We start from the raw sequence: 24,164 nt of genomic DNA, 5'->3' as shown, positions 1-24,164 counted from the left end.
CCTATGGCAGACTTCTTTCAATCCCACCCGCTTGGCATTGCGCTCCTCATCATCGGACAGGTGCTTCTGATCGTCCTGCCGCTGCTGGTTGCTCTGGCCTTCCTGCTTTACGCGGACCGCAAGATCTGGGCAGCCGTCCAGCTGCGCCGCGGGCCCAACGTGGTCGGCGTCTTTGGCCTGATGCAGAGCTTTGCGGACTTCCTGAAGTACATCACCAAGGAAGTGGTGATCCCCGCAGGGGCTGACAAGTTCGTCTTCCTGCTGGCGCCCATGCTCAGCTTCGTGCTGGCCATGATCGCCTGGGCGGTGATCCCCTTCAACGACGGCTGGGTGCTCTCGGACATCAACGTGGCCATCCTCTATGTCTTCGCGGTCTCCTCTCTCGAGGTTTACGGCGTGATCATGGGGGGCTGGGCCTCGAACTCGAAATATCCCTTCCTCGGCTCGCTCCGCTCGGCGGCGCAGATGATCTCCTACGAGGTCTCGCTGGGGCTGATCATCATCGGCGTGATCATCTCGACCGGCTCGATGAACTTCGGTGACATCGTCGCGGCGCAGGATGGCAAGTACGGGCTCTTCTCCTGGTACTGGCTGCCGCACTTCCCGATGGTCTTCCTGTTCTTCATCTCGGCCCTGGCCGAGACGAACCGCCCGCCGTTCGACCTTCCGGAAGCGGAATCCGAACTCGTGGCCGGCTATCAGGTGGAATACAGCTCGACCCCGTTCCTGCTGTTCATGATCGGCGAGTACGTGGCGATCGTGCTGATGTGCGCGCTGGTCTCGCTGCTCTTCCTCGGCGGCTGGCTGTCCCCGATCCCTGGCCTGCCCGATGGCGTGCTCTGGATGGTCGGCAAGATGCTTCTGGTCTTCTTCCTCTTCGCGATGGTGAAGGCGATTACCCCGCGCTACCGCTACGACCAGCTGATGCGGATCGGCTGGAAGGTCTTCCTGCCCATGTCCCTGATCTGGGTCGTGCTGGTGGCATTCCTTGCGAAATTCGAACTCTTCGGCGGTGCCTATGCCCGCTGGGCGATTGGAGGCTGATCCATGGCGAACATCGACTACGGCCGGGCCGCGAAATACTTCCTGCTGCAAGACGTCTACAAAGGCTTCAAGCTGGGGTTCAAATACCTGGTGGCCCCCAAGGCCACGGTGAACTACCCGCACGAGAAGGGCCCGCTCTCGCCGCGTTTCCGCGGCGAGCACGCCCTGCGCCGCTACCCCAACGGGGAAGAGCGCTGCATCGCCTGCAAGCTCTGCGAGGCGATCTGCCCGGCGCAGGCGATCACCATCGACGCGGAACCGCGTGAGGACGGCTCCCGCCGGACCACGCGCTACGACATCGACATGACGAAATGCATCTACTGCGGCTTCTGCCAGGAAGCCTGCCCGGTGGACGCCATCGTCGAGGGCCCGAACTTCGAGTTCGCCACCGAGACCCGCGAAGAGCTGTTCTACGACAAGGAAAAGCTCCTCGACAACGGCGCCCGCTGGGAAGCCGAGATCGCGCGGAACCTCGAGCTGGACGCGCCTTACAGATGAACCATTCACTTGGGCATATGGCATCCGGAGGGGCGCATGGCTGACAGCAAGAACCCGTTCGAACAGATGATCCAGCAGGCGCAGGAGATGGTGAAATCCATGAACCCTGCGCTGGAAAGCTTCACCCCGAAAGGGTTCGAGGCGCTCTGGCCCACGATGCCCAAGGAATGGATGGAGGTCGCCTTCGGGAAGGCCTTCAACAAGGAGGGTCTGGACAGCAAGACACGGCTGTTCCTGACCCTCGCAGGACTGACAATGCAAGGCGCGCAGGCAGATACGCAACTGCGCGTCACGGTAAGGCACCTGCTGGAAGCAGGGGCCACGAAACAGGAGATTGCCGAGGCCATCGCCCAGATGTCGATGTTCGCAGGCATACCCGCCATGACCCGGGCCGCGCAGCTCGCCAAGGAGGTCATGGACGAACAAGAGGATGACGAGACATGACCTTCGCGGCGCTGGCCTTCTATCTCTTCGCGATCTCGGTGATCGTGGGCGGGCTCTTCACGGTCCTTGCCCGCAACCCCGTGCACTCGGTGCTGTGGCTGATCCTGGCCTTCCTCTCGGCGGCGGGGCTCTTCGTCCTGTTGGGGGCGGAATTCGTGGCCATGCTTCTGGTCATCGTCTACGTGGGCGCGGTCGCGGTGCTCTTCCTCTTCGTGGTCATGATGCTCGACGTCGACTTTGCCGAACTGAAGGCAGAGATGGCGCGCTACATGCCGCTGGCGCTTCTGATCGGCCTCGTGCTGCTGATGCAGCTCGGCATGGCCTTCGGCGTCTGGGAAGCCTCCGCCACGGCCGAGGCCGCGCGGGTCGCCGTCACGCCCGAGGGCGTGGACAACACCCGGGCGCTCGGCCTGCTGATCTACGACGATTACTTCCTCGTGTTCCAGCTTGCGGGTCTGGTCCTGCTGGTCGCCATGATCGGCGCCATCGTCCTGACCCTGCGCCACCGCACCAACGTCAAGCGGCAGGATGTCCTGCAGCAGATGTGGCGCGACCCGGCCAAGGCGATGGAGCTGAAGGACGTGAAACCGGGGCAGGGGCTCTGAGCCACTGCCGGCCCTGAGGGGCGGGTCCCGCACCGCCGGGACGGAGATAGGTAGACGGCGCGCGCCCCGGGCGCGCACCTGAAGACAAGGTTAGGACCCCCGCGACAGACAGGGGGAAAAAGGGACAGCGATGAGCATAGCCAGCTGGATAGCCATCTTTTGCGGGGGCCTGATCGTCCCCGTCGTGGTGGGGCTCGGCCAGAGCCGCAAGCGAAGAGGAGTGGACGCATGACGATCGGACTGGAACATTACCTGACGGTGGCGTCCGTGCTGTTCGTCATCGGGATCTTCGGCATCTTCCTGAACCGGAAGAACGTCATCATCCTGCTGATGTCGATCGAGCTGATCCTGCTGGCGGTGAACATCAACTTCGTCGCCTTCTCCTCCTTCCTCGGCGATCTCGCGGGGCAGGTCTTCACGCTGCTGGTGCTGACCGTCGCTGCGGCCGAGGCCGCCATCGGCCTTGCCATCCTGGTCTGCTTCTTCCGCAACCGCGGCACCATCGCCGTGGAAGACGTCAACGTGATGAAAGGCTGATCCCATGGTATCGATCATTCTCTTCGCCCCGCTGGTCGGCGCGCTGATCGCTGGGTTCGGCTGGCGCGTGATCAGCGAGCGCGGCGCCCAGTGGGTCACCACCGGGCTGCTGTTCCTCGCCTGCTTCCTCAGCTGGGTGACCTTCCTCGGCTTCGACGGTCATGCCGAGCATGTCACGATCTTCCGCTGGATCGAGAGCGGCTCGCTCTCGACCGAGTGGGGCATCCGCCTCGACCGGCTGACGGCGATCATGCTGATCGTGATCACCTCGGTCTCGGCGCTCGTGCACCTCTACAGCTTCGGCTACATGGCGCATGACGAGAACTTCAAGGAAGGCGAGCACTACAAGGCGCGCTTCTTCGCCTACCTCTCCTTCTTCACCTTCGCGATGCTGATGCTGGTGACCTCGGACAACCTGGTCCAGATGTTCTTCGGCTGGGAAGGCGTGGGTCTGGCCTCCTACCTTCTGATCGGCTTCTACTACAAGAAGCCCTCGGCCGGCGCCGCGGCCATGAAGGCCTTCGTGGTCAACCGGGTGGGGGACTTCGGCTTCCTGCTCGGCATCCTCGGTCTCTACTTCCTGACGGACTCGGTCGATTTCGACGTGATCTTCGACAGCGTGCCGATGATCGCCGAAACCCAGCTCAGCTTCCTGTGGACCGAATGGAACGCGGCGAACCTGCTGGCCTTCCTGCTCTTCGTGGGCGCCATGGGCAAGTCGGCGCAGCTGCTGCTGCACACCTGGCTGCCGGACGCGATGGAAGGCCCGACCCCGGTGTCGGCGCTGATCCACGCGGCCACGATGGTCACCGCGGGTGTCTTCCTCGTCTGCCGCATGTCGCCGCTGATGGAATTCGCCCCCGACGCCACCGCCTTCATCACCTTCCTCGGCGCGACCACGGCATTCTTCGCCGCGACCGTCGGCCTGGTGCAGAACGACATCAAGCGCGTCATCGCCTATTCGACCTGTTCGCAGCTCGGCTACATGTTCGTGGCGGCAGGCGTGGGCGCCTATGGCCCGGCCATGTTCCACCTGCTGACGCACGCCTTCTTCAAGGCCATGCTCTTCCTCGGCGCCGGCTCGGTCATCCACGCGATGCACCATGAGCAGGACATGCGGAACTACGGCGGCCTGCGGAAGAAGATCCCCTATACCTTCTGGGCGATGATGATCGGCACGCTGGCCATCACCGGCGTCGGCATCCCGCTGACCCACATCGGCTTTGCCGGCTTCCTGTCGAAGGATGCGATCATCGAGAGCGCATGGGCAGGCACCGCGGGCGGCTACGCCTTCTGGATGCTGGTCATCGCGGCGCTCTTTACCTCCTTCTACTCCTGGCGGCTGATCTTCCTGACCTTCTACGGCGAGGCGCGGGGCGACAAGCACACCCACGACCACGCCCATGAGAGCCCGAAGGTCATGCTGATCCCGCTCGGCGTGCTGGCGCTCGGCGCGGTCTTCTCGGGGATGGTCTGGTACAACAGCTTCTTCGGCGACCACGACAAGGTCTCCTCCTTCTTCGGCATGCCGCACCACGCGGAAGCCGCCGAGGGCGACCACGGCGCGACGGCCGAGGCCCATGGCACCACCACCACGGAGAGCCATGGTACCACCGAAACCGCAGCGGCGGAGACGCAGGCTGCACCTGAAGGTCACGGCGAAACCGCCGGCCTGGGCGAGATCGGCGCGATCTACCTCGGCGCGGAGAACACCGTGATGGACGATGCGCACCATGCCCCGGTCTGGGTCAAGGTGAGCCCCTTCGTCGCCATGCTGATCGGCTTCGTCACGGCCTGGATCTTCTACATCCAGTCCAAGGACCTGCCCAAGCGCACGGCCGAGACCTTCCGCCCGCTCTACCTGTTCCTGCTGAACAAGTGGTACTTCGACGAGGCCTACGACTTCCTCTTCGTCCGCTCCGCCGGCGCGATCGGCACCTTCTTCTGGAAGCGTGGCGACGGGCAGGCGATCGACGGGTCGATCAATGGCATCGCCATGGGCCTCATCCCCTACTTCACCCGGCTCGCTGGCCGGGCGCAGAGCGGGTACATCTTCACCTACGCCTTCGCCATGGTGATCGGGATCATTCTCCTGATCACATGGATGACGCTGAGCTGAACGCAGGGGCAGAATAATGAACAACCTTCTCTCCATCGTCACTTTCATGCCGACCATTGCGGCGGTGATCCTGGCGGTGTTCCTGCGGGGTGAGGACAAGGCGGCACAGCGCAACGCGCGATGGGTGGCCCTGATCGCCACCTCGCTGACCTTCCTCGTGTCGCTCTTCATCCTCTTCGGCTTCGACCCGTCGAACCCCGGTCTGCAGATGATCGAGGACCGCGAGTGGCTCCTCGGCCTGCGCTACAAGATGGGCGTCGACGGTATCTCGATCTTCTTCGTGATGCTGACCACGCTGATGATGCCGATCACCATCGCCTGCTCGTGGAAAGTCACGAAGCGCGTGAAGGAATACATGATCGCCTTCCTGCTGCTCGAAACGCTCATGCTGGGCGTGTTCATGGCGCTGGACATGATCCTGTTCTACGTCTTCTTCGAGGCGGGCCTGATCCCGATGTTCCTGATCATCGGCATCTGGGGCGGTCCGAACCGGATCTACGCGGCCTTCAAGTTCTTCCTCTACACCTTCCTCGGCTCGGTGATGATGCTGATCTCCATGGTCGCCATCTACCACCACGCCCACACCACCGACATCCAGGCGCTGCTGGCCTACGACTTCTCGTCCGATCCGATCGAGCTCTTCGGCTGGACCATCCCGGGCGGCTTCCAGACCCTGCTGTTCCTTGGCTTCTTCATCAGCTTCGCGGTGAAGACCCCGATGTGGCCAGTGCACACCTGGCTGCCGGATGCGCACGTGCAGGCGCCGACCGCAGGCTCGGTCGACCTTGCGGCGATCCTGCTGAAGATGGGCGGCTACGGCTTCCTACGCTTCTCCTTCCCGATGTTCCCCGTGGGGGCCGACGTTCTGACGCCCTTCGTGCTCTGGCTCTCGGTCATCGCGATCGTCTACACCTCGCTCGTCGCCTTCGTGCAGACGGACATGAAGAAGCTGATCGCCTATTCCTCGGTCGCCCACATGGGCTACGTCACCATGGGTATCTTCGCCGCGAACCAGCAGGGGATCGACGGGGCCATGTTCCAGATGATCTCGCACGGGTTCATCTCGGCCGGTCTCTTTCTCGTGGTCGGCGTGATCTACGACCGGATGCACACCCGCGAGATCTCCGCCTATGGTGGCCTCGTGAACCGGATGCCGGCCTATGCGCTCGTCTTCATGTTCTTCACCATGGCGAACGTGGGCCTGCCGGGCACCTCGGGCTTCATCGGTGAATTCCTGACCCTCATGGGCGTCTTCCAGGTGAACACGTGGATCGCGACCTTCGCCGCGACCGGTGTCATCCTCTCGGCGGCCTATGCGCTGTTCCTGTTCCGTCGGGTGGTCATGGGCGACCTGATCAAGGAAAGCCTGAAAACCATCCAGGACCTCGAGACGCGCGAGAAGTGGATCTTCGCGCCGCTGATCGCCCTGACCCTTCTGTTCGGCGTCTACCCGAGCTTCATCACCGACATCGTCGGCCCGACCGTCGAGGTGCTGGTTGAAAATCACCATGCCGCCCTCGTGGAAGCGGGCCGCGGCGCCGCCGCTGCCGTCTCGACGGCCGCATCGCACTGATCTGGAGGTCACACAACAATGCTTCAGGCTGATCTGAACGTCATCCTGCCGGAGATCGTGCTGGCACTCTACGCGATGCTCGCGCTCGTGGTGGTGGCCTATACCGGCAAGGACAAGCTGTCCGGCCCCCTGACATGGGTGACCGTGGCGGTGATGGTGCTGGTGGCCCTCATGATCTGGGGCCGCGGCGACGCTGTCGAGGCCTTCGGCGGTTCCTTCCGGTCCGACGCCTTCTCGACCTTCACCAAGGTTGCGATCCTGCTCTCTGCCGCCGCCGTTCTGGCGATGGGGCAGGAGTACATGCTGCGCCGCCAGATCCTGCGGTTCGAATATCCGATCCTCGTCACCCTGGCGGTGGTCGGCATGATGGTCATGGTCTCCGCAGGCGACCTGATCGTGCTCTACATGGGCCTCGAACTGCAGTCGCTGGCGCTCTACGTCGTGGCCTCGCTGCGCCGTGACAGCGCGAAGTCCACCGAGGCGGGCCTCAAGTACTTCGTGCTTGGCGCGCTGTCGTCGGGCCTGCTGCTCTACGGTGCCTCGCTGACCTACGGTTTCGCCGGCACGACGCTCTTCTCGGGCGTGATCGCCGCCGTGGGCGACGGCCATGCGCCGCTCGGCCTGCTGATCGGCCTCGTGCTGATGATCTCGGGCCTGGCCTTCAAGGTTTCCGCCGTGCCGTTCCACATGTGGACGCCCGACGTCTACGAAGGCGCGCCGACCCCGATCACGGCCTTCTTTGCCACCGCGCCCAAGATCGCGGCCATGGCCATGCTGGCCCGGCTGCTGCACTCGGGCTTCGGCGGTGTCATCGGCGACTGGCAACAGATCCTGGCGCTGCTCTCGCTCCTGTCGATGTTCCTGGGCTCCATCGCCGCGATCGGCCAGACCAACATCAAGCGCCTGATGGCCTATTCGTCGATCACCCACATGGGCTTCGCGCTGATGGGCCTCGCCTCCGGCACGCTGCTGGGTGTGCAGGCGATGCTGATCTACATGGCGATCTACGTCACCATGAACATCGGCGTCTTCGCCTTCATCCTCTCGATGGAGCGTGACGGCCAGCCGGTGACCGACATCACCTCGCTGAACGTCTTCGCCTCGACCTATCCGGGCCGTGCGCTTGCGCTGCTGCTGCTGCTCTTCTCGCTGGCCGGTGTGCCGCCGATGATCGGCTTCTTCGGCAAGCTCTACGTGCTGACCGCCGCCTACGAGGGCGGGCTGGTCTGGCTGGCGCTGTCCGGCGTGATCGCCTCGGTGATCGGTGCCTTCTACTACCTGCGCATCGTGTACTTCATGTACTTCGGCAAGGAAGAAGCGGCCCCGCTCGAAGCCGGCCGTTCGCCCGTCCTCGCCACGGCACTGGCCGTCACGGCCGCGATCATGGTGCTGGGTGTCGTGAACCTCTTCGGTGTCGACAGCGCAGCGGCGGTCGCCGCAGCAGCGATTGTCAACTGACGTGACCTTCGGGCCAGCCCCAGCGGGCTGGCCCGCATCCACCGAGCGCGTGGTGGTGGCCGAGACCGACAGCACCCTCGACGAGGCCGCTCGGCGCTTTGCCGGTCTGACCGGCCCCTGCTGGATCCTTGCCCTCAACCAGACCAAGGCCCGTGGCCGCCGCGGCCGCGCGTGGCAGCATCCGGTCGGCAACCTTGCCGCCACCCTCGTGCTGCCCGATCCCGGACCGCCGGATCGCGCCGCGCTGCGCAGTTTCACCGCCGCGCTCGCGCTCTATGACGCGCTGCACGCTGTGACCGGACGCACCGATCCCTTCGCATTGAAATGGCCCAACGACGTGCTGCTGAATGGCGGCAAGCTGGCGGGCATCCTGCTGGAGACGCTCCAGCAGAAGGGGCGGCCCACCGGCCTCGCTATCGGCATCGGCGTGAACCTCGCCATGGCGCCGGACGGGCGCGCGGTGGAGGAGGGCGCGCTGCGCCCGGTCTCGCTGGCCGGGGAAACCGCCGTGGCCGTCAGCCCCGAGGACTTCCTGACCCCGCTCGCCGCGGCCTTTGCCGGCTACGAGGCGCAGTTCGCCGCCTATGGCTTTGCCCCCCTGCGGCAGGCGTGGCTGGCCCGCGCCACGCGGCTCGGCTGCGAGATCACCGCGCGCATGGGCAACCGGCAGGAGACCGGCATTTTCGAAACCATCGACGACAGCGGGCACCTGATCCTTCAGACCGCTGCCGGGCGGCAGGCCATTGCCGCCGCCGAGATCTATTTCTGACCCACGCTGATAGGAGGAGGGGCCATGCTTCTGGCCATCGACTGCGGCAACACGAACATCGTTTTCTCGGTCTGGAACGGGACAGAGTTCCTCTGCACCTTCCGGGCCTCGACCGATCCCCGCCGGACCGCGGACCAGTATTACGTCTGGCTCGCGTCGCTCTTGCAGCACCACGGCGTCGCGATGGACATCGACGCGGTGATCATCTCCTCGACCGTGCCGCGGGTGGTGTTCAACCTGCGCGTCCTCGCCGACCGCTATTTCAACTGCCGCCCGCTGGTGGTGGGCAAGCCGGAATGCCTGCTGCCCGTCGCGCCCCGCGTGGACGAGGGCACGCGCCCCGGCCCGGACCGTCTGGCCAACGCCGTGGGGGCCTTTGACCGCTACGGCGGCGATGTCGTCGTGGTGGATTTCGGCACCGCCACCAACTTCGACGTGGTGGCGGAGGACGGCGCCTACGTGGGGGGCGTCATCGCGCCGGGCGTGAACCTCAGCCTCGAGGCGCTGCACCAGGGCGCGGCCGCGCTGCCTCACGTCGACGTGACCCGGCCGGAGCGCGTGATCGGCACCAATACGGTCGCCTGCATCCAGTCGGGGGTTTTCTGGGGCTACGTGGGCCTTGTCCGGGGGATTTGCGAGCGAATTAAGGACGAATATGGCCGTCCGATGAAAATCATTTCGACCGGAGGGCTTGCACCGCTCTTCGCGCAGGGCGATACGCTGTTCAACACGTTCGATGAATTTCTGACCCTGCACGGGTTACGCATAATTTTCGAATTCAACAAAGCACAGGACAACGTATGAGCACCGACAGATTGATCTACCTCCCCCTCGGTGGCGCGGGTGAGATCGGGATGAATACCTATGTCTACGGCTATGGCAAGCCCGGCGAGGAACGTCTGATCCTCGTCGATCTGGGCGTGGCCTTCCCGGACATGGATACGGCGCCCGGGGTCGATCTGATCATGGCCGACATCACCTGGCTGAAGGATCGCAAGGACCGGCTGGACGCCATCTTCATCACGCACGCCCACGAGGACCACGTGGGCGGGGTGGGACATCTCTACGAGTCCCTCGGCGCGCCGGTCTATGCCCGGCCCTTCACTGCCGCCATCGCGCGGGCCAAGCTGGCCGAGTACGGCCTGCCGGAGAACGTCGTGCGCACCTGCTCTCCCTTCCCGGAGACCGTGCAGGCGGGGCCCTTCGAGGTGTCCTTCCTGCCGATGTCGCACTCGATCCCCGAAAGCTCGGCGCTCGTGATCGACACGCCCGCGGGCCGGGTCCTGCACACCGGCGACTTCAAGCTCGACAGCACGCCGCTGGTGGGTGAGCCCTTCGATCCGGACCTCTGGGCCGAAGTCTCCAAGCCCGGGGTCAAGGCGCTGGTCTGCGACAGCACCAACGTCTTCTCGCCCAACCCGGGCCGGTCCGAGGCCACGCTGGGTCCGGACATCGAGAAGCTGATCGCCGGCGCACCGGCCCTCGTGGTGGCGACGACCTTCGCCTCCAACGTGGCGCGGGTGAAGACGCTGGCGCAGGCCGCCGACCGGGCGGGCCGCTCGGTCTGCCTGCTGGGCCGCGCCATGCGTCGCATGATCGAGACCGCGCTGACCACCGGCGTGCTCTCCGATTTCCCCACGGTCGTTTCGGCCGAGGAGGCGCTGAACATCCCGCGCGAGAACCTGATGCTGATCGTCACCGGCTCGCAGGGGGAACGCCGCGCGGCCACGGCGCAGCTGAGCCGCGGCAAGTACCTGGGCCTGACGCTGAAGGAAGGCGATACCTTCCTCTTCTCCTCCAAGACCATTCCGGGGAACGAGAAGGACGTGATCCGGATCATGAACTCCTTCTCCGAGATGGGCGTCGAGGTCGTCGATGACAGCGGCGGGCTCTACCACGTCTCCGGTCACGCCAACCGGCCCGACCTGGAGCGGATGCACCAGATCACCAACCCGCAGATCGTCGTGCCGATGCATGGCGAGCACCGCCACCTGCGCGCGCACACGAAGCTCGCGGAGGAGCATGGCCGCCTCGGTGTTCTCGCGGTGAACGGGACGATGATCGACCTGACCGGCAACCAGCCCACCGTGGCGGAATACATCGAGACCGGGCGCACCTACCTCGACGGGTCGGTGCAGATCGGTGCGCTGGACGGCATCGTCCGTGACCGTATCCGCATGGCGCTGAACGGCCATGTGACCGTGACGGTGATCCTCGACGAGGCGGACGAGCCGCTCGGCGATCCGTGGTGCGACGTGATGGGGCTGGCCGAGATGGGCCGCAACAATGCGCCGCTGGTGGACGTGCTGGAAGAGGACCTGAGCCAGGCGCTCGGCCGCGCGGGGGACAAGACCCTGACCGACGACGACAAGCTGACCGAGCTGCTGCGCCGCACCGTGCGGCAGTCGGCCCAGTCCGAGATCGGCAAGAAGCCCGAGGTCACCATCGTGATCAGCCGCCTCAGCTGAGGCAGGGCCGAAGGTCAGTGCGGAAGGGCTGGGCCGCAGGGCCCGGCCTTTTCTTTTGGTGGTCTCTCTGGTCGCTCTCTGCGCGACCTCCTCTCCGCGTCGCCTCGAGGGGGCAAGGCACCTTTCAGCGCCCCGGCGGCGGCCGGCGCCGCGTCAGGGCGGCGCGTATCATGGTGGTTTTCAGCCCCTGCAATCGTTCATCCGCGGCAGGGCTGGGAAGCGGGTAACCCTCTCCTCATTCTTTCACGCTAGCCTTGCCATGCCGCCCTCGGGGAGCGGCGGGAGGAGGCATCATGGCCGTTGTCCGTTGTCGGCGCTGCGATGCGGTCATTCCGGATGACGACCGGAGTTGTCCGCTCTGCGGAGAGGCCGCGCCGGGACGCTATCGGCGGATCGTGCTGCGCGCTTCGGGCCTGGTCGTGCTGGCGCTTGCCGCCTTGGGCCTGTTCCGCTGGCAGGAGCCTGTGGTCGCGGGGGGGGATGTCGCATCCTCGACATTACCACGCGCCAGCAGATGTTCCTTGCCGAAGGCGTCATGCGGAATGGCTACAGTGTCACGGTCCGGGTCGAGCGGACGGGGCTTGCGCGCTATGTCACGGTCACCGGCGCGCTGCGCAGCACCCGTGGTGTGGACACACAGAGCCGCGAGGTGCAGTTCGATATCTGGCCGACGGAGGAGACGGAACTGCGCTTCTACCTGCCGGATTTCATCCCGACCCAGCAGAAGGTGGATGTGACCTGTCGCTGACCTGGGTGTCAGCGCTGGATTGGTCCACCGCGCTCGGCCAGGGCGATCAGCGCCTCGGCCACCGGTCGCGCGCGGTGCGGCGTGGTGAAGCGGAGGCCGATCTGGGGACCGCTGGACCAGCGCCGCTCTACCGCGACCCAGGCCTGGGGCGTCTGCGATCCTGCGTGCGCCGAGGGCGGATAGAAAGGATCGGAGGCGCCGGGGCCGGTGAGCGGGCCCAGGTCCGGGATGTCGACCCCCGTCACGGGGGCCAGGCGATAGCTCTCCACCGGCAGGGGCAACTGGACCCGGAGCCCGCCAAGGGAGACATCCTCGATCCAGCCCTGAAGGCGGGCATCGCGGGTGATGAGCGTACAGAGCCGATGCAGGCGCAGGCGTTCATGGCGCCGTCTCTCGGAGGGCGCGGCGACCGGCCTCTGCGCCGATCGTGCGATCGCGATGGGGTCCCCTTCAATGCCACGCGTCATGATCCCGCTCCCGTCTGTCGACGGAGTCAGGCTAGGGCAGGGTCATGAAGAAAGGATTTAAGGAGGGCCGGGGCCCCGGACGCACCGGGGCCGGGCCGTGATGCGCCTCAGGAGGCGCGGCGTTCCTCGAAGCTCAGCGCGATGAAGCTGGGCAGGTGATCGCCCATGCCGACGACCTTCTTGTCGTCGCGGTCATCCCGGCGGCCACGGCCACGGGAGGAGGAGCGGGAAGACCCGCTGCGATCGGACTTCTCGGGCGCCCGTTCAGGCGCCTTCTCGGGCGCGGTGGCCTCGGCCTGCACTTCGGGCGCGGCCTGGACTGGAGCTTCCGCCTGCGCCTCGGGCTTGACCTCCGGCTTTGTGTCCGACTTGGCTTCGGTCTTGCGCGGGCCCCGGGTGCGGGTGCGGCGCGGCTTGGTGTCCTTGGCCTCGGGGGCGTCGGCGCCCTCGGCCTCCGCGGTCTCGGCCATGGCGGGACGGCCCGGCGCGTCGATGCGCGGGATGGTCTTTTCCACCAGCGACTCGATGTCGGCGAGGTTCTTCTCGTCGCGCGGCACGCAGATCATCACGGCCTTGCCCTTGCGCCCGGCACGGCCGGTACGGCCGATGCGGTGCACGTAATCCTCGGCGTGGCTGGGCACGTCGAAGTTGAACACGTGGCTGACCGAGGGCACGTCGAGGCCGCGCGCGGCGACATCGGAGGCCACCAGCAGCTTCAGCGTGCCTTCGCGGAAGCCATCCAGCGTGCGCATACGCTGCGACTGGTCGAGGTCACCGTGGATCGGCGCCGCGTCCATGCCGTATTTCTTGAGCGATTTCGCGGTGATATCCACATCCGTCTTGCGGTTGCAGAAGATGATCGCGTTGGTCAGCGCCTCGCCTTCGGCGGCGATCAGATCGCGCAGCAGGCGGCGTTTCTCGGAGGCTTCGCGGTCCTTGCGCGAGCCCTTGAACATGACCACGCCCTGTTCGATGTTCTCCGACGTGGTGGCCTGACGGGCCACTTCGATCCGGGTCGGGTTCGACAGGAAGGTGTTGGTGATCCGCTCGATCTCCGGCGCCATCGTGGCCGAGAAGAAGAGCGTCTGACGGGTGAAGGGCGTGAGCGAGAAGATCCGCTCGATGTCCGGGATGAAGCCCATGTCGAGCATCCGGTCGGCCTCGTCCACCACCATGATCTGCACGCCGGTCAGCAGCAGCTTGCCACGCTCGAAATGGTCGAGCAGGCGGCCGGGGGTCGCGATCAGCACGTCGACACCGCGGTCGATCAGCTGTTCCTGCTCTTTGAAGGAGACGCCGCCGATCAGCAGGGCCTTCGTCAGCTTCAGGTGCTTGGTGTAGGTGTCGAAGTTCTCGGCCACCTGGGCGGCCAGTTCGCGCGTCGGCGCCAGCACCAGCGAGCGCGGCATCCGTGCCCGGGCGCGGCCCTTGGCCAGCATGGTGATCATCGGCAGGGTGAAGGAGGCGGTCTTGCCGGTGCCCGTCTGGGCGATGCCGAGGACGTCCTTGCCCTCCAGCGCGGGAGGAATCGCGCCCGCCTGAATCGGCGTGGGCGACTCGTAGCCTGCTTCGTCAATGGCTTTGAGGACCTTGGGGTCCAGGTTCAGATCAGCGAACTTTGTCATTTGTATCCGTGGTTTGCGGACACATCTGGCCCGCAGCGTCTGTCAAGGGGGGAAGCCCGGATGGCCCGGCTGAACGCCGCATGAAGTACCCCCGCCGGGCAGATAACGCATTTTTGTGTTTTCGTCAATAAAATCGCATGATTACGCTTGTTTCGCCGCGTCATTGCCCGTGAGGGCCCCGGGGAAGTGCTTTTCGCGCAGCCGGTCGAGGGGGAGGGAGAGCTCCCTCAGCAGGCCATGGGCGGCCAGTTTCCCGCGCAGCTCCGGGCTGTCCTGACCGACCTCGGCAAAGAAGCGTTGCAGCCCGTCTTCGCCCTCTTCGGCTTCGATCAGGGTGAAGAGCTCATGCAGCGAGAGCCCGCCCTTGTCCCGTGCGCGCGCCGGTTTCAGCTCGGCCCGGTAGGACCCCTGTTCGAGACGGAAGCGATAGGCGGCGCGCCAGGCGTCCAGGTTCGGCGCGTGGAAATGCGCCAGTTCGACCTGCGTGACTTCCTGCTGCCCGGGGTTGTCGCCTTCGGGCGTCTTGAGGTTGTGGATGCGGAACTCGGCCCTTGGCAGGCCCGGGCGGGCGAAGAGCTTGCCGGCCACATGGCTCAGGAAGCCGCCGTTCAGCCATCGGCCGAAGGTCGGGTAGATCTCCGTCGATTGCGCCAGCCGGGTGCTGCGGTCCAGTGCGCAGGCCTTGAAGCGGACGGTGCCCTCCGGCGTATCCGCGCCGGGGGCAAGCGCCTCGATGGGGCGGATGCGGGCGGCGTGGCAGCTGTCGGGCAGGGCGGCGAGCAGCAGGGCCATGGGCTGTGGCGCGATGAGGAATTCATCCACGTCGATATGGGCCAGCCAGTCGACATCCGCCTTGCCGTAGGCCTGCGTGGCGTTCAGTGTCTGGCGCGGCTGGTGCTTCTCCGGCCGCCGGCCAAGGCGTTTCCAGTGCCGGCGATCGCAGAGCGTCGGCCGGATGCGGGGATGCGCTTTGAGCACCTCGAAGACCGGGTCCTCCGGATCGTCGAGGTAGAGCCAGAGCCGGTGGGCGCCCATCTCCAGATGCCAGGCGGCAAAGTCCAGCACCTTGGGGGGCGGCGCCTTGACGGTGGCGACGAGACCCCACGTGATCTCGTGCGGGGCGGCGGTGCTCAGCCTCCCGGCCTCTGCGTCCGGCGCAATATCCGGAGGCGTATCCGGCAGTCCCTGCGCCCGGCTAAGAGGACGGCCCATGGTGCCGGTCGCTCCCTCGCTCATGCGCTGCCCTCATGGATATCGTCCGGCAGGCCGCCGAAGACCTCTTCCACCGCCGCATCCAGATCCAGCGTCCATCGCACCAGCATGTCGCGCGCCTCCAACCGGGCGACAAGATCGGGGGTGGCGGTGCAGACCTCCTCGAAGAAGAGCCGCAACCCGTCCTCGCCCTCACTCTTGCGCAGATAGCTGAACAATTCGTTGAGACGGAACCGCGCGTCTTCCTGCTTGCGATAAGACCCCCGGTCGAGCCGGAAATCGAGGTGCCGCACGAAGCTCCCCCAATCGGGCGCATGGGCATGGGCGAGGTGGCAGAGGGTCAGCTCAGCGGCATTCTCCGCCGCCTGCCGCTTCCACAGCAGCGCATGGATGCCAAGACGGCAACGCGGCAGGCCGGTGCGGGCGATGACCTTGCCCTCCAGGTGGCTGATGAAGCCGCCGCGCAGGTGCATGCCGAAGGTCGGATACACCTCCTCCAGCATCGCGGAGCCATGCCCGGCGCGGCGTGCGGTGGTCTTGAAAAGGGCCTCCGCGTCAGTGCCTGCCAACTGTTCCACCGGGGCCAGCCGGGCAAGCGCGATGTCGGAGGGGATACGTGAAAGAATGTCGCCAAGCGGTTCTGGTGCAAGCAGAAATTCGTCCACGTCGATATGCGCGAGCCAGTCGAGGTCGGTGCCTTCGTAGCAATGGGTGGCGTTGCGCATCTGCCGCTGTTGATGCGCCTTGGGCCGCTTCCCGTGGCCCTCCCAGTAGGCCGCATCGCAGGGCACGACCTCGACCCCGGGACGGGCAGAGAGCCAGGCCACCTGTGCCACCTCCGGCGCGTCGAGGTAAAGCGTCACCCGCTCCGCGCCCGTGCGCAGGTGCCAGGCGGCAAACCGGGCGATCTGCGCCAAGGGGGCCTTCACGGTCGCCACCACGCCCCAGCGGCGACGGCCCGAGGCCTCGCGCGGGACCGGCACCACATGGCCCAGCTTCGGCTTTGCCAAGGTGAACTGCGGGTCCGCGCGCGGCGCGTCTGCGGGCAGGGGCAGGCGCTCCTCTCCTGGCTCCGGCTCCCCCTTCGCCTCGCGCATGAGTTGCAGCCGGCGGAAGACCCCGCCCGCATCCCGGTCGAGCAGCGTCAGCAGGTGATGGGCCAGCGGGGCGATCACCGCATCACCCTCCGCCTCGACCCAGAGACGCCCCAGCATGTTCACGTCGAGCCCGCCGGACCGGAGCGAGAAATCGTCCATGTCCAGCGGCAGGCGATGGCGTTCGTGGGGATGGTCGAACGGCTGCTCCGGTGTGCGACCGGAATGCAGCCGCTCGGCCTCGTAGAGCTTCATCGTGTTGAAGAGCACGTTCATCGAGAGGCCGACCCGGCGCTGCACCTCGGTCGCGCCGTGATCCCCGAAGGTCGTCACGGCCGAGACCAGCCAGCGGCTGTTCAGATGGTCGATCAGGAAGGCGCCATGCTCGGCCCAGAGACGTTGGAACAAGGGGGCGGCCTGTTCCGGCTGCCCGCGCCGCCGGAGGTTCGCGATCAGCAGGCCGTGGAGCCAGAGAAGCACGGGCTCCCCGCGAAATTCCTCCATGAGTTCCCGGCACTTGTAGGCAAAACTTGATCTAGACTCTGCAAGCGCGGCAGGGGTCGCGCCGATGACCTCCGTCAACAGCGGCCTCAGGTCCATGTCGCCGGGCGGCAGGGCCTCGCCCGCGCCATAGCGGAAGGGATCGGAACGGCTCTCCATCCGGGTCAGGACCCGGCCGAAGCCGCCATAGGTCGTGCGCTGCTCGCTCGTCATGGGGCGAAGATGCGCTGCCGGATGGGACGACGCAAGATTTATCCGGCCGGGGCGGTCAGTCGGCCCGCGGGGTGGCGCTCTCGTGCCACCGTGGCCGGTAGCCCGCCGCGAGAACCGCGACCAGCGGCGCGGGCGTGAGCACGGTCACGGGGCCATGGGGCAGGGTGAGCTTCCTCGTGTAACCCTCTGGTGTATATTTCAGAAGTGCGCCGTCCCGGATCGCGTGGGTGCGTCCCTCGCTGAAGACCATGGTGCCCGCTGGCAATCCGTCCGCCGGCGCCTCATGGCGGACCTGCTGCCGTCCGCGCGTCACCCGGGCGGCGTGAAGCACGCGGTCCATCTCGCCGGCTTTCACCTGCGCACCGAAGGCCCGGCCCCAGGCCGCGCGGAAGGCATCGTAGTCCACCCGCCGGCATTCGGCACAGACCCTGTGCCCGGCGGCCATGGCGGTGACCTCGTCGAGGAAGAAGAGCTCCGTGTAGGCGCGGGGCGACATCACCTTCCGATGCCGTCCGCGAAACGTGAGTTCGCAGCAAATCCAGTGCGGATGGCGCCACCGCGCCACCCCAAGCCTCTGGTGATCATCATGCAGGATACCGCGGTTCCCCATGAGCGTGCCCCGGGCCGGGATGGCCAGGACCTCGCCCGTGGGTTGCACGCGGTTCTGCAGTGTCACACCATCATTTCCTTCGTCGCGCTCAGCGTGATCTCGGGGTAGTCGCGCTCGACACGGTCGATGTCCCACTGCAGGCGGGTCAGGTAGACCACGTCGCCGTCATGGTCGTGGGCGATGTGCTGCTTGTTCGTGTTCACGAACGTCTCCACCTCCGCCTTGGGGCCGTGGACCCAGCGAGCCGAGGTGAACTGCGAGCTCGAGAAGCGCACGGGCAGGCCGTATTCCAACTCGATCCGGCTGCCCAGGACCTCGAACTGCAACTGGCCGACGACGCCGACGATGAAGCCCGAGCCGATGGCGGGCTTGAAGACCTTGGCCGCGCCTTCCTCGGCGAATTGCATCAGCGCCTTCTCGAGGTGCTTGGCTTTCATCGGGTCGCCCGGGCGCACCGATTGCAGCAGTTCCGGCGCGAAGCTCGGGATGCCGGTCACCTTCAGCGCCTCGCCCTCGGTCAGCGTGTCACCGATGCGCAGCTGGCCGTGGTTCGGAATGCCGATGATATCCCCGGCCCAGGCCTCTTCCGCCAGTTCCCGGTCGGAGGCGAGGAAGAGCACGGGGTTCGAGATGGCCATCGGCTTCTTGCTGCGCACATGGGTCAGCTTCATGCCGCGCTGGAAATGCCCCGAGGCGAGGCGGACGAAGGCCACCCGGTCGCGGTGCTTGGGGTCCATGTTGGCCTGCACCTTGAAGACGAAACCAGCGACCTTGTCCTCGTCCGGCGCGATCTGGCGCGGGTGCGCGCTCTGGACCTGCGGCTCGGGCCCGTAGGCGCCGATGCCCTCCATCAGTTCCTTCACGCCGAAGGAGTTGATCGCGGAGCCGAACCAGATCGGGGTCATATGCCCCTCCAGCACCGCCTGCGGGTTCAGCGCGGGCAGCAGTTCGCGCGCCATCTCCACCTCTTCGCGCAGCTGCGCCAGGAGGGTGGGCGGGATATGCTCTTCCATTTTCGGATCGTCGAGACCCTGGATGTTGACACTCTCGGCGACCTTGTTCCGGTCGGCGCGGTCCATCAGCTCCAGCCGGTCGTTCAGCATGTCGTAGCAGCCTAGGAAATCGCGGCCGACGCCGATCGGCCAGGAGGCCGGGGTCACGTCGATGGCGAGGTTTTCCTGGATCTCGTCGATGATCTCGAAGACGTCCCGGCTCTCGCGGTCCATCTTGTTGCAGAAGGTCAGGATCGGCAGGTCGCGCAGGCGGCAGACCTCGAAGAGCTTGCGGGTCTGGCTTTCCACGCCCTTGGCCCCGTCGATCACCATCACGGCCGCATCCACGGCGGTCAGCGTGCGATAGGTGTCCTCGGAGAAGTCCGAGTGGCCGGGGGTGTCCACGAGGTTGAAGCGGAAGTGCTTGAAATCGAAGGACATGGCCGAGGCCGACACCGAGATCCCGCGGTCCTTCTCCATCTGCATGAAGTCCGAGCGCGTGCGGCGCGCTTCGCCCTTGGCGCGGACCTGGCCGGCCATCTGGATGGCCCCGCCGAAGAGCAGGAACTTTTCGGTCAGGGTCGTCTTGCCCGCATCCGGGTGCGAGATGATCGCGAATGTGCGACGACGCGCAATCTCGGGCGGCAGGGCGGGGCGGTTATGGGCGGTATCCAGCATGGCGCGCGTATATCTCCGCCCGCAAAACCGCGCAAGCGGCAGCGCCGGGACGCCGGGAACTTTCCACCTGCACGGCGATCGACAGAAGGCCACCGCTCACGGCAGCACACCAAGGCCCGACCAACCGCCTGCCACACCACGTCCGCCCCGGCCAAGCGCCTTCATCTTTCCCCAAATACTCCGGGGGAGTCGCGGCACGCGACGGGGGCAGCGCCCCCGGCCGCCCCGCAAGCCTTCGCGCCACGGCAGAGCCCCGGCGCCTGACACCGTCAGGCGCCCGCTGACCGGCCGGGCCGGGCAGCCAGCATCGCGTCCGGCGCAGCCGGGCCGCTGGATCAGACCTGGTTCCGGTTCAGAACTCCCGCGGCCTCACCCGCGCGAGGCCGCCCGCAGCAGGGCCGCCGCATCTGGCCGGTCGAGCAGGGCCTCGCCCACCTCCAGGTCGTGCAGCCCGTCGCCATGGCGCTTGAGCCGCGCCGCCAGCGTGGGGTCGAGGCCCTCGGGCAGGGCGGGCCGCGTGCGGCTGTCCACCAGCAGCGTCTCCGCCGCGATGCCTTCCGCGTAAATGATCTGGTGCCGGTCGAAGAGCAGCTGGAAATATTCCACGAAACCGCCGGGGCGGCTTACCACCGACTGCCCGTTCACGAGGTGGCGCGCCTTCACCAGCAGTTCGGAGCGCCCGGCGCCGAGCGTGTCGGAGCGCTGGTAGATGAAGAGCCGGTGATCCGGGCTCACCAGCAGGTCGTTCTCGTTGTTCAGCGTGCCCGCGGTGATCAGGATCGGGGCGAACTCGCCCACGGCGCGCACGGTGGACTGGCCGATCCAGCGCACCTCCTGTGCGCCGGCGTCCCGGGTCAGCACCCGGTCGCCGACCGTCAGGTCCTCGATCGCGCATTGCGCCCCGGTGGCCAGCGTGATCCGCGTGCCGCGGGTGAAGGCGACGCAGGCGACCTCGGCGAAGCGGCGCGCGGCCCCGTCGCGATCCGCGCCCACCAGCTGGTACTCGCGCTTTTCCTCCAGCGGGGCGAGCGGCAGGGCATGGACGGCCTCCACATGGCCCGCGTCGTCCACCTCGACCAGCACCAGCACCTCCACCGGCAGCCCGTCGTCGTCCATGAACGTGGCACAGCAGTCGAGGTGCAGCGCGTGGCCGGGCACGCCCACCACGCTGTCGCGCGCCACCGACAGGCTGCCATCCTCGGCGGTGGCAAAGGCGAGCCGGGCCGGGCCCGCGCCGTCATGGGCATAGATATCGCCCGGCTGCAGCTCCTCGGCGAAGGACAGCGCGTCGCCCTCGTTCGCGCCCGAGACCACGCTCAGGGCATGGTCGGGAAAAACGGGGATGGACGTTGCGGGCTTGGCAATGGCAGTAATCATCTCGGACTTCCGGTCAGCAGGCTCGGGTCTTGGGCGTCCCGGATCTCCGGGGCACCGCTCCGCGAGCCTAGGGCTGGATTGTGGCTGGATGCAGGCAAATACCTGATGATTTGCCGTCATTGTTGCTTCAACCCAGTGCGTTGACCCGAAGAGCATACATCGAAACCCGAAGGGAGAGGTAAATGGATCTCGGGATCAAAGGCAAGCGCGCGCTTGTGTGCGCATCGTCCAAGGGCTTGGGCAAGGGCTGCGCGATGAAGTTGGCCGAGGCAGGTGTGAACCTCGTCATCAACGCCCGCGGCGCCGAGGCGCTGGAGGCCACCGCGGCCGAAATCCGCGAAGCGACCGGCGTCGAGGTGACGGCCGTGGCGGCCGATATTACCAGCGAAGAGGGCCGGGCCAAGGTGCTCGAGGCCTGCGGCCAGATCGACATCCTCGTCAACAACGCAGGCGGCCCGCCCCCGGGCATGTGGCAGGACTGGGAGCGCGAGGATTTCATCAAGGCGCTCGACAGCAACATGCTGACCCCGATCGCGCTGATCAAGGCGCTGGTTCCCGGCATGATGGAGCGCGGCTGGGGCCGGGTGGTGAACATCACCTCGCAATCGGTGAAATCGCCCATCGGCATCCTCGGCCTGTCGAACTCTGCCCGCGCGGGTCTGACCGGCTATGTCGCCGGCACCTCGCGGCAGGTGGCCAGCTCGGGCGTGGTGATGAACAACCTGCTGCCCGGTCTGCATGAGACTGACCGCGCCGTGTCGCTCGCCAAGGGCACCTCGGCCAAGGAGGGGATCCCCTACGAGGAGGTCATCGCCAAGCGCAACGCGGCCAATCCCACCGGTCGCATCGGCACCGCGGAAGAGTTCGGCGCCACCTGCGCCTTCATGTGCTCGCAGTACGTGGGCTTCATGATCGGCCAGAACATCCTGCTGGATGGCGGCGTGGGCAACACCACCATGTAAGCCGGCCTGCGGCTCCGGGCGCTGTCCCGGGGCCGCGCAGCCGATCCGGGATCGCAGCGTTGCACAGGTTGCGTCCTTGCATAGTCGGGCCGCCGCATCCGCGTGCGGCCCGTCTTGCCTTGCGGGGCGGGCCACACCACTGGTTTTCCGCTGTCCGCTGTCCGCTGTCCGCTGTCCGCTGTCCGCTGTCCGCTGTCCGCTGTCCGCTGTCCGCTGTCCGCTGTACGCTGTCCGCTGTCCGCTGTCCGCTGTCCGCTGTCCGCTGTCCGCTGTCCGCTCTTTCGCCGCCCTCCGTGCGCTCGACGCGACGCCCTGCCAAAGTCTTGCGCGGTATCGCGCTCGTCACGCGTTCTGCAAATTGCAAACTACCTGTTTGCAAACTCGGTACGCCCCCGGTCGCCGCCAGTCCTTGGTCTGCCCGCGACGAAGACTTTGCAAAGCACCCCTTTGCAGTTTGCAACAGGCGCCGATCCCGCTGCTGATCCAAGCGATGCCCCTCAGGCTTGCCCAAGCCGTCCCCCCGGCGCCCCCCGGCCTTTGTCTCAGTCTCAGCCACCGCCCCTGCGCCGGGCCGTGGACACCCCCCGATCCGCCTGCTAGAGCGGTCGGAACCTGACAAAATCACTCGGCACGCCAGAGGCGCCGAAGATCGCAGCCAGCGGGGGCAGGGTGGAGACGATACCCAGACTAGAGATTCGCAACCTGATCCGCCGCTTTGACGGGCGTGCGGTGGTGGATGACGTGTCGCTCAGCGTGATGCCGGGGCAGGTGACCTGCCTGCTCGGTCCCTCGGGCTGCGGCAAGTCCACCACGCTGCGCATGATCGCGGGCGTCGAGATGCAGGATGAGGGCTCGATCTGGGTCGATGGCAAGCTGATCTGCGACACCCAGTTCCGCATCCCGCCCGAGCGCCGCTCCATCGGGCTGATGTTCCAGGACTTCGCGCTCTTCCCGCATCTTTCCGTGGCCGACAACGTGGCCTTCGGCCTCTCCGGCTCCCGCGACGAGAAACGCGCCCGGGTCGAGGAGATGCTGAAACGGGTCGATCTGCACCGCTTCCTCGACGCCTGGCCGCACAACCTGTCGGGTGGGGAACAGCAGCGCGTGGCCCTGGCCCGCGCCCTGGCGCCCAAGCCCCGCATCATGCTGATGGACGAGCCCTTCTCGGGCCTCGACAACCGCCTGCGCGACGACATCCGGGACGAGACGCTGGCCGTTCTGAAGGAAGAGGATGCCGCCGTCCTCCTCGTCACCCACGAGCCGGAAGAGGCCATGCGCATGGCCGACGAGATCGCCCTGATGCGCGATGGCAAGGTGGTGCAGCGCGGCTCTCCCTACCATATCTACAACGCCCCCGCCGACCGGCAGGCCGTGGCCTTCTTCAGCGATATCAACGTGATCCGGGGCAGGGTGCAGGGCGCCCTGACCGATACGCCCTTCGGCCAGTTCCTCGCGCCCGGCGTGCCGGACGGGCAGGAGGTGGAGATCGTGATCCGCCCCCAGCACCTCAAGATCGACTTCGATCGCAACGGCCAGGGCCCGCTGCCGACGCCCCAGGACGGCACGCCCGCGCGCGGCGTGGTGGAACGTGCCCGTTTCATGGGCAACGAGAGCCTCGTGGAATTTCGCATGGATCACGACGGCTCGATCCTCAAGGCGACGGTGCCGAATGTCTTCCTGCCACGGCCCGGCAAGCCGCTCTGGCTCACGATCCGGCGCGATCGCTGCTTCGTCTTCCCGGCCCGACGCGCTTAGACGGACACGGGACGGCACCCCGGCGACAGGGCTCGAACCGGACAGATATAGCGCGGCGCGGCAAAAAAGCCCGTGACCCCGTCGCTTTCAACCTTTCATCCCCTCCGTCGAACCATTAGATACCGGGGACAGTCCGGGCCGACCGCGGTTGGCCCCAAATGGGAGAGCAAAGTCATGCTGAACAATATCGGTCTGCCCGGTCTTCTGCTGATCGCCGTTGTCGTGCTGGTGCTTTTCGGCCGCGGCAAGATCTCGGGCCTGATGGGCGAGGTCGGCAAGGGCATCACCGCCTTCAAGAAGGGCGTGAGCGACGGCACGAAGGAAATCGAAGACGCCAGTGCCGAAGGCGCCCGCGACGTGACGCCGGAGCACAGCCCCGAGAAGACCCCGGAAACGACCAAGGACAAGGCGTAAC

22 protein-coding genes are annotated in these 24,164 nt (G+C 66.4%); 15 read left to right on the top strand and 7 right to left on the bottom strand.

The annotated features are described in order from the left end of the window. Nucleotides 1-3: 3 nt before the first annotated feature. From nuoH to ACX9MO_RS00350, 12 genes are all read left to right on the top strand, one after another. Nucleotides 4-1,044 carry an NADH-quinone oxidoreductase subunit NuoH gene (nuoH, locus tag ACX9MO_RS00405; RefSeq protein WP_222490341.1) on the top strand — a complete coding sequence of 347 codons (1,041 nt, stop codon included), beginning with the start codon at nucleotides 4-6 and terminating at the stop codon, nucleotides 1,042-1,044. Between the two features lie 3 nt (nucleotides 1,045-1,047). Beyond that, a complete protein-coding gene (gene nuoI, locus ACX9MO_RS00400) occupies nucleotides 1,048-1,542 on the top strand; it encodes an NADH-quinone oxidoreductase subunit NuoI (RefSeq protein WP_222490340.1) in 495 nt (164 codons plus the stop codon). Nucleotides 1,543-1,578: 36 nt separating this feature from the next. Beyond that, nucleotides 1,579-1,986: a carboxymuconolactone decarboxylase family protein gene (locus ACX9MO_RS00395; protein WP_222490339.1), complete on the top strand. Its 408-nt coding sequence runs from the start codon at nucleotides 1,579-1,581 to the stop codon at nucleotides 1,984-1,986. Further along, nucleotides 1,983-2,591, top strand: coding sequence for an NADH-quinone oxidoreductase subunit J (locus ACX9MO_RS00390; RefSeq protein WP_222490338.1), 609 nt, complete (start codon nucleotides 1,983-1,985; stop codon nucleotides 2,589-2,591). The genes ACX9MO_RS00395 and ACX9MO_RS00390 overlap by 4 nt, the downstream gene beginning before the upstream one ends. Nucleotides 2,592-2,819: 228 nt before the next feature. Further along, nucleotides 2,820-3,128 carry an NADH-quinone oxidoreductase subunit NuoK gene (nuoK, locus tag ACX9MO_RS00385; protein WP_222490337.1) on the top strand — a complete coding sequence of 103 codons (309 nt, stop codon included), beginning with the start codon at nucleotides 2,820-2,822 and terminating at the stop codon, nucleotides 3,126-3,128. Nucleotides 3,129-3,132: 4 nt separating this feature from the next. After that, on the top strand, nucleotides 3,133-5,247 hold the full coding sequence (gene nuoL, locus ACX9MO_RS00380; protein WP_462213148.1) for an NADH-quinone oxidoreductase subunit L: 2,115 nt from the start codon (nucleotides 3,133-3,135) through the stop codon (nucleotides 5,245-5,247). A gap of 16 nt (nucleotides 5,248-5,263) precedes the next feature. Further along, nucleotides 5,264-6,820: an NADH-quinone oxidoreductase subunit M gene (locus tag ACX9MO_RS00375; protein WP_222490335.1), complete on the top strand. Its 1,557-nt coding sequence runs from the start codon at nucleotides 5,264-5,266 to the stop codon at nucleotides 6,818-6,820. Between the two features lie 18 nt (nucleotides 6,821-6,838). After that, on the top strand, nucleotides 6,839-8,278 hold the full coding sequence (gene nuoN / locus ACX9MO_RS00370) for an NADH-quinone oxidoreductase subunit NuoN (RefSeq protein ID WP_222490334.1): 1,440 nt from the start codon (nucleotides 6,839-6,841) through the stop codon (nucleotides 8,276-8,278). A gap of 1 nt (nucleotide 8,279) precedes the next feature. Then, entirely contained in the window at nucleotides 8,280-9,047 is a 768-nt protein-coding gene (locus ACX9MO_RS00365; RefSeq protein ID WP_462213147.1) for a biotin--[acetyl-CoA-carboxylase] ligase, read from the top strand. Between the two features lie 24 nt (nucleotides 9,048-9,071). Next, nucleotides 9,072-9,851 carry a type III pantothenate kinase gene (locus ACX9MO_RS00360; protein ID WP_222490332.1) on the top strand — a complete coding sequence of 260 codons (780 nt, stop codon included), beginning with the start codon at nucleotides 9,072-9,074 and terminating at the stop codon, nucleotides 9,849-9,851. Further along, nucleotides 9,848-11,515 carry a ribonuclease J gene (locus ACX9MO_RS00355; protein ID WP_462213146.1) on the top strand — a complete coding sequence of 556 codons (1,668 nt, stop codon included), beginning with the start codon at nucleotides 9,848-9,850 and terminating at the stop codon, nucleotides 11,513-11,515. Before ACX9MO_RS00360 ends, ACX9MO_RS00355 begins: the two co-directional genes overlap by 4 nt. A gap of 514 nt (nucleotides 11,516-12,029) precedes the next feature. Continuing rightward, nucleotides 12,030-12,263, top strand: coding sequence for a hypothetical protein (locus tag ACX9MO_RS00350; protein WP_462213145.1), 234 nt, complete (start codon nucleotides 12,030-12,032; stop codon nucleotides 12,261-12,263). A gap of 8 nt (nucleotides 12,264-12,271) precedes the next feature. Here ACX9MO_RS00350 and ACX9MO_RS00345 read toward each other — a convergent pair whose 3' ends face one another. From ACX9MO_RS00345 to ACX9MO_RS00315, 7 genes are all read right to left on the bottom strand, one after another. Then, nucleotides 12,272-12,730, bottom strand: coding sequence for a PilZ domain-containing protein (locus tag ACX9MO_RS00345; RefSeq protein ID WP_462213144.1), 459 nt, complete (start codon nucleotides 12,728-12,730; stop codon nucleotides 12,272-12,274). A gap of 107 nt (nucleotides 12,731-12,837) precedes the next feature. Beyond that, a complete protein-coding gene (locus ACX9MO_RS00340; RefSeq protein ID WP_462213143.1) occupies nucleotides 12,838-14,355 on the bottom strand; it encodes a DEAD/DEAH box helicase in 1,518 nt (505 codons plus the stop codon). A 141-nt stretch (nucleotides 14,356-14,496) separates the two neighbouring features. Further along, nucleotides 14,497-15,591, bottom strand: coding sequence for a glycosyltransferase family 2 protein (locus ACX9MO_RS00335; protein ID WP_462213142.1), 1,095 nt, complete (start codon nucleotides 15,589-15,591; stop codon nucleotides 14,497-14,499). Further along, nucleotides 15,588-17,375: a glycosyltransferase family 2 protein gene (locus ACX9MO_RS00330; protein ID WP_462213141.1), complete on the bottom strand. Its 1,788-nt coding sequence runs from the start codon at nucleotides 17,373-17,375 to the stop codon at nucleotides 15,588-15,590. Before ACX9MO_RS00330 ends, ACX9MO_RS00335 begins: the two co-directional genes overlap by 4 nt. Nucleotides 17,376-17,430: 55 nt before the next feature. Next, nucleotides 17,431-18,051 carry a hypothetical protein gene (locus ACX9MO_RS00325; protein WP_462213140.1) on the bottom strand — a complete coding sequence of 207 codons (621 nt, stop codon included), beginning with the start codon at nucleotides 18,049-18,051 and terminating at the stop codon, nucleotides 17,431-17,433. After that, nucleotides 18,048-19,655: a peptide chain release factor 3 gene (locus ACX9MO_RS00320; RefSeq protein WP_462213139.1), complete on the bottom strand. Its 1,608-nt coding sequence runs from the start codon at nucleotides 19,653-19,655 to the stop codon at nucleotides 18,048-18,050. The genes ACX9MO_RS00325 and ACX9MO_RS00320 overlap by 4 nt, the downstream gene beginning before the upstream one ends. Nucleotides 19,656-20,024: 369 nt before the next feature. Continuing rightward, a complete protein-coding gene (locus ACX9MO_RS00315; RefSeq protein ID WP_462213138.1) occupies nucleotides 20,025-21,032 on the bottom strand; it encodes a Hint domain-containing protein in 1,008 nt (335 codons plus the stop codon). Nucleotides 21,033-21,214: 182 nt separating this feature from the next. Here ACX9MO_RS00315 and ACX9MO_RS00310 point away from each other — a divergent pair, with 182 nt between their 5' ends. From ACX9MO_RS00310 to ACX9MO_RS00300, 3 genes are all read left to right on the top strand, one after another. Further along, complete coding sequence (locus ACX9MO_RS00310; protein WP_224821256.1) at nucleotides 21,215-21,994, top strand: SDR family oxidoreductase; 780 nt, start codon at nucleotides 21,215-21,217, stop codon at nucleotides 21,992-21,994. Between the two features lie 669 nt (nucleotides 21,995-22,663). After that, nucleotides 22,664-23,749 (top strand): ABC transporter ATP-binding protein, encoded by a 1,086-nt coding sequence (locus tag ACX9MO_RS00305; RefSeq protein ID WP_222490322.1) that lies wholly within the window; start codon nucleotides 22,664-22,666, stop codon nucleotides 23,747-23,749. Nucleotides 23,750-23,923: 174 nt separating this feature from the next. Further along, a complete protein-coding gene (locus tag ACX9MO_RS00300) occupies nucleotides 23,924-24,163 on the top strand; it encodes a twin-arginine translocase TatA/TatE family subunit (protein WP_222490321.1) in 240 nt (79 codons plus the stop codon). Nucleotide 24,164: the final 1 nt, after the last annotated feature.

It is taken from the genome of Pseudooceanicola profundus, from assembly GCF_054919315.1.
The sequence above is the reverse complement of the archived record's forward strand: the minus strand, read 5'-3'. Positions and strand labels throughout refer to the sequence as shown.

Excerpts from the sequence above, each read along its gene's own strand:
- nuoH (WP_222490341.1), top strand. The coding sequence starts at position 4 with ATGGCAGACTTCTTTCAATCCCACCCGCTTGGCATTGCGCTCCTCATC.
- nuoI (WP_222490340.1), top strand. The coding sequence starts at position 1,048 with ATGGCGAACATCGACTACGGCCGGGCCGCGAAATACTTCCTGCTGCAA.
- ACX9MO_RS00395 (WP_222490339.1), top strand. The coding sequence starts at position 1,579 with ATGGCTGACAGCAAGAACCCGTTCGAACAGATGATCCAGCAGGCGCAG.
- ACX9MO_RS00390 (WP_222490338.1), top strand. The coding sequence starts at position 1,983 with ATGACCTTCGCGGCGCTGGCCTTCTATCTCTTCGCGATCTCGGTGATC.
- nuoK (WP_222490337.1), top strand. The coding sequence starts at position 2,820 with ATGACGATCGGACTGGAACATTACCTGACGGTGGCGTCCGTGCTGTTC.
- nuoL (WP_462213148.1), top strand. The coding sequence starts at position 3,133 with ATGGTATCGATCATTCTCTTCGCCCCGCTGGTCGGCGCGCTGATCGCT.
- ACX9MO_RS00375 (WP_222490335.1), top strand. The coding sequence starts at position 5,264 with ATGAACAACCTTCTCTCCATCGTCACTTTCATGCCGACCATTGCGGCG.
- nuoN (WP_222490334.1), top strand. The coding sequence starts at position 6,839 with ATGCTTCAGGCTGATCTGAACGTCATCCTGCCGGAGATCGTGCTGGCA.
- ACX9MO_RS00360 (WP_222490332.1), top strand. The coding sequence starts at position 9,072 with ATGCTTCTGGCCATCGACTGCGGCAACACGAACATCGTTTTCTCGGTC.
- ACX9MO_RS00355 (WP_462213146.1), top strand. The coding sequence starts at position 9,848 with ATGAGCACCGACAGATTGATCTACCTCCCCCTCGGTGGCGCGGGTGAG.
- ACX9MO_RS00350 (WP_462213145.1), top strand. The coding sequence starts at position 12,030 with ATGTTCCTTGCCGAAGGCGTCATGCGGAATGGCTACAGTGTCACGGTC.
- ACX9MO_RS00345 (WP_462213144.1), bottom strand. The coding sequence starts at position 12,730 with ATGACGCGTGGCATTGAAGGGGACCCCATCGCGATCGCACGATCGGCG.
- ACX9MO_RS00340 (WP_462213143.1), bottom strand. The coding sequence starts at position 14,355 with ATGACAAAGTTCGCTGATCTGAACCTGGACCCCAAGGTCCTCAAAGCC.
- ACX9MO_RS00335 (WP_462213142.1), bottom strand. The coding sequence starts at position 15,591 with ATGAGCGAGGGAGCGACCGGCACCATGGGCCGTCCTCTTAGCCGGGCG.
- ACX9MO_RS00330 (WP_462213141.1), bottom strand. The coding sequence starts at position 17,375 with ATGACGAGCGAGCAGCGCACGACCTATGGCGGCTTCGGCCGGGTCCTG.
- ACX9MO_RS00320 (WP_462213139.1), bottom strand. The coding sequence starts at position 19,655 with ATGCTGGATACCGCCCATAACCGCCCCGCCCTGCCGCCCGAGATTGCG.
- ACX9MO_RS00315 (WP_462213138.1), bottom strand. The coding sequence starts at position 21,032 with ATGATTACTGCCATTGCCAAGCCCGCAACGTCCATCCCCGTTTTTCCC.
- ACX9MO_RS00310 (WP_224821256.1), top strand. The coding sequence starts at position 21,215 with ATGGATCTCGGGATCAAAGGCAAGCGCGCGCTTGTGTGCGCATCGTCC.
- ACX9MO_RS00300 (WP_222490321.1), top strand. The coding sequence starts at position 23,924 with ATGCTGAACAATATCGGTCTGCCCGGTCTTCTGCTGATCGCCGTTGTC.